This window comes from Pseudomonas sp. LSJ-87, assembly GCF_032971465.1.
Taxonomy (GTDB): Bacteria; Pseudomonadota; Gammaproteobacteria; order Pseudomonadales; family Pseudomonadaceae; genus Aquipseudomonas; species Aquipseudomonas putida_Z.
On sequence record NZ_JAWJYQ010000001.1, the window covers coordinates 661,439 to 670,545 of the forward strand.

The following is a 9,107-nucleotide window of genomic DNA, read 5'->3' on the forward strand; positions in this document are numbered from 1 at the left end:
CCACAGGTATTGCAATGGCCTCAGGTGCGGTGCGATCCCTGTGGGAGCTGGCTTGCCGGCGATGGGGCCAGGACAGGCAACATTCAGACCGGCAGTGCCATGTAGAACTGGGTCCCCTGCCCCGGTCTGGAAAAGACGCCCATGCGCCCGCCATGCAGTTGCACGATCTCTTTGCACAACGCCAGCCCCAGCCCCGCGCCGCCTTTCTTGCGCCCTACCTGCACGAAGGGCTCGAAGATGCGCCCCTGTTGCCCATAGGCAATGCCCTCTCCGTTGTCCTCGACACTGATGATCACCCGCTCCGCATGCCGTCGTGCATGCAGACGGATACGCCCGCCGCTGGCGGTATGGCGGATGGCGTTGTGCAACAGGTTGTCCAGCACCCGGTCGAGTTGGGAGACGTCGGCCTGGATACGCGGTAGCGGCGGCTCCAGCTCCGTGATCAGTTCGATCTGCTTGTTCGCCGCCGGCTCGGCAAAGCGCTGTTGTGCACGCTCCAGCAATTCGTCGATGGCGCAGGGAGCCAGCTCGAGCTTCTGCATCCCGCTCTGGTAGCGGCTGAAGTTGAGCAGATCGTTGATCAACTGGGTCAGGCGCTGCATTTCCTCGCCGATGGTTTCCAGCAGGTCATGTTCGCGCGCCTCGGGCGGGAACTTGAGCCGCTCGCGCAACAGGCCGAAGGCCATGTGCATGCCGGTCACCGGGGTGCGCAGCTCGTGGGAAGCGCGCAGCACGAATTCGCTGCGCACGCGTTCGAAGGCTCGCTGCTCGGTTACATCGTGCAGCACCATCACCGCGCCCAGGATCGGCCCTTGCGGGTGGCTGACCGGAGTCAGGCTGTAGGCGAGCAGGCGCGTTTCGTCATCGACCTCCATGTTCAGGTCGTCCGGCTGGCGGTCGAGGTTGCCGCCGCGCAGTACCTGGCGTAGCTGCTGTTCCAGCTCCGGGCGTTGCAGGGCTTCGGCCAGGCTGCTGCCCACGCGGCTATCGGTCCAGCCCAGCTGGCGTTGCGCCACCGGGTTGAGGTGCTCCAGCCGGCCTTGGCGGTCGATGATCAGCAGGCCATCGTCAATGCTGTCCAGTACCGCCTGCAAGCGTTGCTGGCCGGCCAGCAGTTCATCGACGTTGGTGGCCTGGTGCTTGCGCAAGGCATCGGCCATCAGGCCGAAGCGGCGGGTCAGCTGGTTAAGTTCGGTGGCTTGGGTGACCGGCAGGGTTACGTCGAAATTACCCTTGCCGAGTTGGTCGGCCGCTATGGCCAAGGCTTCGATCGGCTGGCCGAAGCGCCGGGCAATGTTGTGCGCGGTGATGAAGCCCAGTACCAGCACCACCAAGCCCATCAGGCCAAGTACGCCGCTGACCAGCAAGGCGTGGTCGCGGGTGTGCTCCTCGCTGCGGGTGATGTGCTCCAAGGCCTGCTTGTGGGAATCGATCAGGTCGGTGCGGACCTGGTTGAACGCGGCCCCCAGTGGTTGTTCGACCCCCATGCTGCGCGAAGGCGCCGGGCTGTCGCGGTAGGCCTGGAGAAAAGCCTGGTAATTGCTGCTGGCCTTGCTGAAGCCGGTGCGCTCGCCACCTTGGTCCAGCCCTTGGTTGAGCAGGGCCTGGAAGTTGTCCTGCAGCAGCCGCAGGTTTTCCGGGGCGGTCTCGTCATCGAGCATCAGGGTCAACTGTTCGCCAAGGTTCTGGCGCAACTTCAGCCCGATTTCCAGGGCGTGGGTGGTATCGCGCACCAGTCGCTGTTGCACCGTGGCCATCTGCAGCACGCTGACCAGGCCCAGCAGCAGCCCGAGCAGGGCCACGGTGACCAGCGCCGAAATGCTGAGGAAAAGCCGCGTGCGCAGCTTCATGGGCGGCCACCTCATAGGTTGTACTGCTTGCGCTTGCGGTACAGGGTGGAGGCATCGATCCCCAGGGTCTTGGCGGCTTGGTCCAGGGTGTCGCTTGCGGCCAGCACCGCACCGATGTGGGCGCGTTCCAGCTCATCCAGGCTCAGCGCGGCGCCAACCCGCGGGGCATTGCCTGCGGGCTGCTCGCCCATGCCCAGGTGGCTGATTTCCACGCGTTCCTGCGGGCAGATGATGCTGGCCCGCTCCACCACGTTGCGCAATTCGCGAATGTTGCCGGGCCAGCGGTAGTTGAGCAGGGCCGTACGGGCTTCGTCACTGAAGCCGCGGGCAGGCCGGGAGTATTCCTTGACGAAGCGGGCGAGAAAGCGGTCGGCCAGGGTCAGGATGTCTTCACTGCGCTCGCGCAGGGGCGGCAGGTGCAGGGTGATGACGTTCAGGCGATACAGCAGGTCTTCGCGGAAGCGGCTCTCACGCACCATCTCTTCCAGGTTGAGGTTGGTGGCGGCGAGAATCCGCACATCGGCGCGACGGGTGACCGGGTCGCCGACGCGCTCGTATTCCTTGTCCTGGATGAAGCGCAGCAGTTTGGGCTGCAAGGTCAGTGGGAAATCGCCGATCTCGTCGAGGAACAGCGTGCCCCCATCAGCCTGGTTGACTCGCCCCAGGGTGCTTTCGCTGGCGCCGGTGAAGGCGCCGCGGGTGTGGCCGAACAACTCGCTTTCCATCAGCTCGGCGTTCAGTGACGGGCAGTTGATGGTCACGCAGGATTTGCGCGCGCGCTTGCTCCAGCCGTGGATGGCCCGGGCCAGCTCACCTTTACCTGTGCCCGACTCGCCAAGGATGAGGATGTTGGCGTCGGTGGTAGCGACCTGGCGGGCGGTTTCCAGTACCGCCATCATGGCCGGGCTGTGCGAGTCGAGGCCGTCCTTGGGTTTGCGCACTTCACCTTCCAGGGCCTCCAGGCGCGCGGAAAGCTGGCGCACTTCCAACTGCTTGGAGGTAGCCAGTCGCAGCTGGTCGGGGCTGCACGGTTTGACCAGGTAATCGGCGGCGCCTGCCTGGATCGCGTCTACCGCCGTATCGATCGCCGAGTGTGCGGTGACGATCACCACCCGCATCCAGGGGGCCTGGATACGCATCTGCGCCAGCACATCGAGGCCGTTGTCCTCGCCCAGGCGCAAATCGAGGAAGCACAGGTCGAATACCTGGCGCTGCAGCAGGGCCTCGGCCTGGGCGGCGCTGTTGGCCGTCGCCACGCTATAGCCCTCGTCCTCCAGGCAGTAGCGGAAGGTGCGCAGGATCGCGGACTCGTCATCCACCAGCAGAATGCGGCCTTGGTTGTCCTGGGCTGACTCCATGTGCTGCGCTCCTTTAGGAAAGATCTTCATTTAGTGTGGGAAAAATCGGGCAAGTTGCATGGTCCATTGTGAAGGAACCTGTCCTTTGCATGCTAGCCAATGGCCAATCAACGCCTGGAAGGCCGCGATATCCCGATGATTTCCTTAGAGGTCCGCGGTGGCACATTGGTTGCGAGGATTTTTAGCTTTTGCTCTACAAAAGGAGGCACTGCCATGTCCTTTTCCATTCGCACCGCCGTGTTGGCAACCACCCTGCTGCCGATGTTCACCCCGGCATTCGCCGGCCCGGTGCAGGACGCCCGCCTGGAGGGGGCCCTGCAAACTGCCCTGTCGCTGAACCGCATGCTCGACCCGTTCCGTATCCAGGTCGAGGTGGACGGCAAGCAGGCGCGGCTTTCCGGTGAGGTGGAGAACGACGTCGAACGCCAGCTGGCCGAGCATGTGGCGCTGGCTACCCGTGGCATCGAGCAAGTCGACAACCAGCTGCGGGTCAATGCCCAGCTGGTGGAGCGCCCGCTGGCGCTGCGTGCCTATGCCCAGCGCCTGGAGGATGCCACCCTGGCCGCGGTGATCCGTGCGCGGCTGTTATGGAGCCGCACCACCGAGAAGGCGCCTATAGATGTACAGAGCAGCGAAGGTGTGGTGACCCTGCGTGGCAAGGTCGACAGTGCCGAGGCCAAGGAGCTGGCCGGCGTGGTGGCGCGTACCACCGAGGGTGTGCACCTGGTCAACAACCTGGTCAGCCTCGATAGCGCCGCCATGGCCAAGGCCCGGGAAACCCCGGTGGGGACGCCGACTGGGCCGCAACCGGGCGACAGCTGGATAATCGACAAGATCCAGAACAGCTACCGCTTCAGCCGTAACCTCGATGGCCTGAACCTGAAAGTGGCCAGCGAAGAGGGTTTGGTGCGGCTTTCGGGCGAGGTGGTCAGCAGCGAGCAGAAAACCATTGCCGTGGAAATCGCCCGGCAGATCATCGGCGTGCGCGGGGTGGATGCCGACCTGCTCAAGGTGGCGACCAAGGTCGAGGGCTGATCGTGCAATTCGCACGACGGCCCGGGCGGCATCGTGCAGGATACGTCCTTGCCGGTTTTGCAGGATTCACGTAACTATATGATTTAAATGAATTTTATTTGATTCGTAAGGCTGGCATGCAGGCTGCAATTACCTGTTCAGGTTTGAACAAGAATTACAGCAGGAGGAGCCGGCATGACCCGCCAATCCGTCAACCGCTTGCAGAGCGCTGCACTGCCCCTGAGCCAAGTGCTTTCACTCGGCCTGGCGCTGTTGCTGACCTTGGCCGCTGGCCTCTTCTATTACAGCTGGCAGACCGCGCGCCTGACCGAGCAAGTTGCGGCGCAGACCGCCCTGTTGACGCAGATTCAGGCAACCCGTGCCAATACCTTGGTCAAGGCCGCCGACCCGCTTCCAACTGGCCAGGCCACCGCGTCACCGGCCACCCTGGAAAGGGTCGTACCCCAGGACCGCTGGGTGTTCTGACCGCTGGCCTTAACGATTTCAAAAAAGAAAGGAGAACCACCATGCTGAGTTGGGCTATCACTTTCCTCATCATCGCCATTGTCGCCGCCGTACTGGGCTTCGGTGGTATCGCGGGCGCTGCCACCGGTATCGCGAAGATTCTGTTCATTGTCTTCCTGGTGCTGTTCGTAGCCTCCTTCTTCTTTGGACGTGGACGAGGTTGAAGATGGGCAGGAGGCGTTGGACATCCCTGGCTGCCGCCCTGTTACTGGGCGGCAGTGCGGCGGCGATGGCGGCCAATGACGGCCAGGTTCGGGTCGACCAGCTGCTCGGCTCGGACCCGGAGTACCGGGAAACCTGGCAGGACACGATTGAAGGCGAGGAACGTCTGCCTGATTGGGTGGTCAATCTGACCGGAAGTGCCCAGCAGCAGATGTCTGCCGTTACCGAAGACGGCGACAAGTACCTGGTCGGCCCATTGTGCGAACGCCAGGACAACTGCACCTACAAGCGCCTGATCGTGGCGTTCAGCTGGGACAAGGACGATGCCTACGGGATGCTCGTGGAGGTACCCGAAGGTTTGCCGAGCGACAAGTCGCCCACCCGTCACGCGCAGTACCGCTGGCTGGGTAAGCCGGACGACGGCATGAAGGCGATGCTGCAGGAGCAGCTCAAGCGTGACCCGAACTGGTACTGAGCTTTGCACCCGGTACGGAGGAAAGGTCATGCACTGTCACGAAATAGAAGCTGAACCTTTCTATATTTTCAGCCTTCTATGATGCGCCGCCCCGAGGAGGGGCTGCACATGACCAAGGGGCCGGGCTGTTCTGATTGTTGCAGGATCGGAGTGGCCTAGGGGTACAGGGAGTGCCTCCAGCAATGGGCCGGGTCAGGAAAGGCGGAATCGGAAGTTTCAGGTCGGCGATGCCATAGGGGCATCTGACCAGACCTGACTTCCGAGGAGCCATGTAGGAAACGTCTCTTCCCTGCGCGATTTTCTCTTCGAGACACATTTTGTCTCGACCGTACATCAATTTTTTTTCGATCAGCCTGGCGCTTGTTCAAGTGGCATTTCGGCCATTCGGATTGTCGAACAAGCCATCGCCCCTGTCCTTTTTACCCTGCCAAATCTGCCTAAATATGGCGGTTTGGTCTTGTTCGGGATTCCGAACGTTGTAAATCAAGCACTTGCGAACCTCCCGTTTTGGTCAAAAATGTTATGCATAAACGGCATGGGGTATGCGCTTCCGGCATTAGATTTCCCCCTTTGCCATCGCAATAGTTGCCGCCTTTTTCGCCGGCCCGAGCGCCCTGTCGCTCGCCTGCGGTGTCCTTACATGAAGTCGCCGGACGGAAGCATCTGCTGCTCGTGACCTAGCCAACGGCTCTGTTACGCGCGTTTCCGTTGGGTGCCCATGACCACTAGAACAAAGGGTAAAGACATGAAGAAGGCAAAACTGAGCCTCGCCTGGCAGATCGTCATCGGTCTGGTCCTGGGTGTTGCAATCGGCGCGCTACTGAATCATTTCAGTGCAGAAAAGGCATGGTGGATCAGCAACGTCCTCCAGCCCGCTGGTGACATCTTCATTCGCCTGATCAAGATGATCGTCGTCCCGATCGTGATTTCGTCGCTGATCGTGGGTATCGCCGGGGTTGGCGACGCGAAGAAACTGGGCAGCATCGGCCTGAAGACCATCATCTACTTCGAAGTGGTGACCACCATCGCCATCGTCGTGGGCCTGGTGTTGGCCAACCTGTTCCACCCGGGCGCCGGCATCGACATGAGCACCCTGGGTACCGTGGACATCTCCAAGTACCAGGCTACCGCGGCCGAAGTGCAGCATGAGCACGCGTTCATCGAAACCCTGCTGAACCTGATCCCGTCGAACATCTTCGCAGCGCTGATGCGTGGCGAAATGCTGCCGATCATCTTCTTCTCGGTAATGTTCGGCCTGGGCCTGTCGAGCCTGCAGGCAGAGCTGCGCGACCCGCTGGTGCGTACCTTCCAGGCGGTTTCCGAGACCATGTTCAAGGTCACCCACATGATCATGAACTACGCCCCTATCGGCGTGTTCGCCCTGATCGCCGTGACCGTCGCCAACTTCGGTTTCAGCTCGCTGCTGCCGCTGGCCAAGCTGGTGCTGCTGGTGTACTTCGCCATCGCCTTCTTCGCCTTCATGGTGCTGGGCCTGGTTGCCCGCCTGTTCGGTTTCTCGGTAATCAAGATCATGCGCATCATGAAAGATGAGCTGATCCTCGCCTACTCCACCTCCAGCTCGGAGACCGTGCTGCCGCGCGTGATCGAGAAGATGGAGAAGTACGGTGCACCGAAGTCGATTTGCTCGTTCGTGGTACCGACCGGCTACTCGTTCAACCTCGACGGCTCGACCCTGTATCAGAGCATCGCGGCCATCTTCATTGCCCAGCTGTACGGTATCGACCTGTCCTGGAGCCAGCAGCTGCTGCTGGTGCTGACCCTGATGGTCACTTCCAAGGGTATCGCTGGCGTACCGGGTGTTTCCTTCGTGGTGCTGCTGGCCACCCTGGGCAGCGTGGGCATCCCGCTGGAAGGCCTGGCCTTCATCGCCGGTGTCGACCGCATCATGGACATGGCCCGTACCGCCTTGAACGTTGTGGGTAACGCCCTGGCAGCCCTGGTCATCGCTCGCTGGGAGGGTATGTACGACGCCGCCAAGGGCGAGAAGTACTACGCCTCGCTGATGGCCGGCAAGCAGGAAGCGGCCATGGTTGGCGAAGCTGCCAAGCGCTGAGCCTGATGAGCTGAACAAGAAGCCCCGACCTGTCGGGGCTTTTTGTTGCCTGTGAGATCTTGGGGCCGCTTTGCGGCCCTATCGCGACGCAAGGCCGCTCCCACAATGGCCGGCGTACACCGACCTCTGTGGGAGCGGCCTTGTGTCGCGATACGAGGGCGCAGCCCTCGCCTGCGGTCTCCAGCCTTACGCCCCGATACGCTATCATTCGGGCATTTTTCAGGGGGAACACACGGATGCTCAACGGCCTTTGGCTTGGCTTTTTCCTGGTGGCGGCAGTGTCCGCCCTGGCCCAATGGCTGGTAGGCGGCAACGCCGGCATCTTCGCGGCGATGGTCGAGAGCATCTTTGCCATGGCCAAGCTGTCGGTCGAGGTGATGGTGCTGCTGTTCGGCACGCTGACCCTGTGGCTGGGCTTTCTCAAGATCGCCGAGAAGGCTGGCATCGTCGAGTGGCTGGCCAAGGTGCTCGGCCCGCTGTTTGCCCGGCTGATGCCGGAAGTTCCGCCCGGCCACCCGGCCCTGGGCCTGATCACCATGAACTTCGCCGCCAACGGCCTGGGCCTGGACAACGCCGCCACGCCGATCGGCCTGAAGGCCATGCGCGCACTGCAGGAGCTGAACCCCAGCAGCACCACGGCGAGCAACGCGCAGATCCTGTTCCTGGTGCTCAACGCCTCGTCGCTGACGCTGCTGCCGGTGACCATCTTCATGTACCGGGCCCAGCAAGGCGCGGCGGACCCGACCATGGTGTTCCTGCCCATCCTGCTGGCCACCAGCGTCTCGACCCTGGTCGGCCTGCTGTCGGTGGCGGTGATGCAGCGCCTGCGCCTGTGGGACCCGGTAGTGCTCGCCTACCTGATCCCCGGTGCATTGCTGCTGGGCGGCTTCATGGCCTTTCTCGGCACCCTCTCGGCGGCCGCGCTGGCGAGCCTGTCGTCGATCCTGGGCAACCTCACGTTGTTTGGCGTGATCATCCTGTTCCTGGTGATCGGCGCCTTGAAGCGGGTGAAGGTGTATGAAGCCTTTGTCGAAGGCGCCAAGGAAGGCTTCGATGTGGCCAAGGGCCTGTTGCCTTACCTGGTGGCGATGCTGGTGGCGGTGGGTGTATTGCGGGCCTCAGGCGCCCTGGAGCTGGCTTTGGACGGTATTCGCCATGCGGTGACCTGGCTGGGCCTGGACACCCGCTTCGTCGAAGGCCTGCCCACGGCACTGGTCAAGCCGTTCTCCGGCAGTGCGGCGCGGGCGATGCTGATCGAGACCATGCAGACCCACGGTGTGGACAGCTTCCCGGCGCTGGTGGCGGCGACGATTCAGGGGAGTACCGAAACCACCTTCTACGTGCTGGCGGTGTACTTTGGTGCGGTGGGTATCCAGCGCGTGCGCCATGCCGTCGGTTGCGCATTGCTGGCGGAGTTGTCCGGTGTGATCGCGGCGATCTTCGTCTGCTACTGGTTCTTCGCCTGACGCAGACCGTTGTGGGAGCGGCCTTGCGTCGCGAAAGGGCCGCACAGCGGCCCCAGGATTTCGGCGCTCATGCAAGAATGCCCGGGGCCGCTTCGCGGCCCTTTCGCGACACAAGGCCGCTCCCACAAAAAGCAGGCAGGGTTCAGTGAGCAGGAACGCTGGCTGCTTGCGCAATGGTCCAAC

8 protein-coding genes are annotated in these 9,107 nt (G+C 62.5%); 6 read left to right on the forward strand and 2 right to left on the reverse strand.

Going from position 1 to position 9,107, the window contains the following annotated elements; all coding sequences use genetic code 11:
- Positions 1 to 83: 83 nt before the first annotated feature.
- Together RYH74_RS02950 and algB are read right to left on the reverse strand one after the other, a co-directional pair.
- Positions 84 to 1,865: a KinB sensor domain-containing domain gene (locus tag RYH74_RS02950; RefSeq protein WP_317408935.1), complete on the reverse strand. Its 1,782-nt coding sequence runs from the start codon at positions 1,863 to 1,865 to the stop codon at positions 84 to 86.
- A complete protein-coding gene (algB, locus tag RYH74_RS02955) occupies positions 1,862 to 3,208 on the reverse strand; it encodes a sigma-54-dependent response regulator transcription factor AlgB (RefSeq protein WP_025337231.1) in 1,347 nt (448 codons plus the stop codon). The genes RYH74_RS02950 and algB overlap by 4 nt, the downstream gene beginning before the upstream one ends.
- A gap of 213 nt (positions 3,209 to 3,421) precedes the next feature.
- Here algB and RYH74_RS02960 point away from each other — a divergent pair, with 213 nt between their 5' ends.
- The 6 genes from RYH74_RS02960 (at position 3,422) to RYH74_RS02985 (ending at position 8,924) form a co-directional block, all read left to right on the forward strand.
- Complete coding sequence (locus tag RYH74_RS02960) at positions 3,422 to 4,243, forward strand: BON domain-containing protein (protein WP_317408936.1); 822 nt, start codon at positions 3,422 to 3,424, stop codon at positions 4,241 to 4,243.
- 174 nt (positions 4,244 to 4,417) lie between these two features.
- Positions 4,418 to 4,708: a hypothetical protein gene (locus tag RYH74_RS02965; protein WP_025337233.1), complete on the forward strand. Its 291-nt coding sequence runs from the start codon at positions 4,418 to 4,420 to the stop codon at positions 4,706 to 4,708.
- Positions 4,709 to 4,749: 41 nt separating this feature from the next.
- Positions 4,750 to 4,911 (forward strand): DUF1328 domain-containing protein, encoded by a 162-nt coding sequence (locus tag RYH74_RS02970; protein WP_003252966.1) that lies wholly within the window; start codon positions 4,750 to 4,752, stop codon positions 4,909 to 4,911.
- Positions 4,912 to 4,913: 2 nt separating this feature from the next.
- Positions 4,914 to 5,384: an inhibitor of vertebrate lysozyme family protein gene (locus RYH74_RS02975; protein WP_317408937.1), complete on the forward strand. Its 471-nt coding sequence runs from the start codon at positions 4,914 to 4,916 to the stop codon at positions 5,382 to 5,384.
- 745 nt (positions 5,385 to 6,129) lie between these two features.
- Positions 6,130 to 7,458, forward strand: a complete 1,329-nt coding sequence (gene gltP / locus RYH74_RS02980) for a glutamate/aspartate:proton symporter GltP (RefSeq protein ID WP_025337235.1) — start codon at positions 6,130 to 6,132, stop codon at positions 7,456 to 7,458.
- Positions 7,459 to 7,694: 236 nt separating this feature from the next.
- On the forward strand, positions 7,695 to 8,924 hold the full coding sequence (locus RYH74_RS02985) for a nucleoside recognition domain-containing protein (RefSeq protein WP_085619011.1): 1,230 nt from the start codon (positions 7,695 to 7,697) through the stop codon (positions 8,922 to 8,924).
- The last annotated feature ends 183 nt before the right edge of the window (positions 8,925 to 9,107 follow it).

Excerpts from the sequence above, each read along its gene's own strand:
- RYH74_RS02950 (WP_317408935.1), bottom strand. The coding sequence starts at position 1,865 with ATGAGGTGGCCGCCCATGAAGCTGCGCACGCGGCTTTTCCTCAGCATT.
- algB (WP_025337231.1), bottom strand. The coding sequence starts at position 3,208 with ATGGAGTCAGCCCAGGACAACCAAGGCCGCATTCTGCTGGTGGATGAC.
- RYH74_RS02960 (WP_317408936.1), top strand. The coding sequence starts at position 3,422 with ATGTCCTTTTCCATTCGCACCGCCGTGTTGGCAACCACCCTGCTGCCG.
- RYH74_RS02965 (WP_025337233.1), top strand. The coding sequence starts at position 4,418 with ATGACCCGCCAATCCGTCAACCGCTTGCAGAGCGCTGCACTGCCCCTG.
- RYH74_RS02970 (WP_003252966.1), top strand. The coding sequence starts at position 4,750 with ATGCTGAGTTGGGCTATCACTTTCCTCATCATCGCCATTGTCGCCGCC.
- RYH74_RS02975 (WP_317408937.1), top strand. The coding sequence starts at position 4,914 with ATGGGCAGGAGGCGTTGGACATCCCTGGCTGCCGCCCTGTTACTGGGC.
- gltP (WP_025337235.1), top strand. The coding sequence starts at position 6,130 with ATGAAGAAGGCAAAACTGAGCCTCGCCTGGCAGATCGTCATCGGTCTG.
- RYH74_RS02985 (WP_085619011.1), top strand. The coding sequence starts at position 7,695 with ATGCTCAACGGCCTTTGGCTTGGCTTTTTCCTGGTGGCGGCAGTGTCC.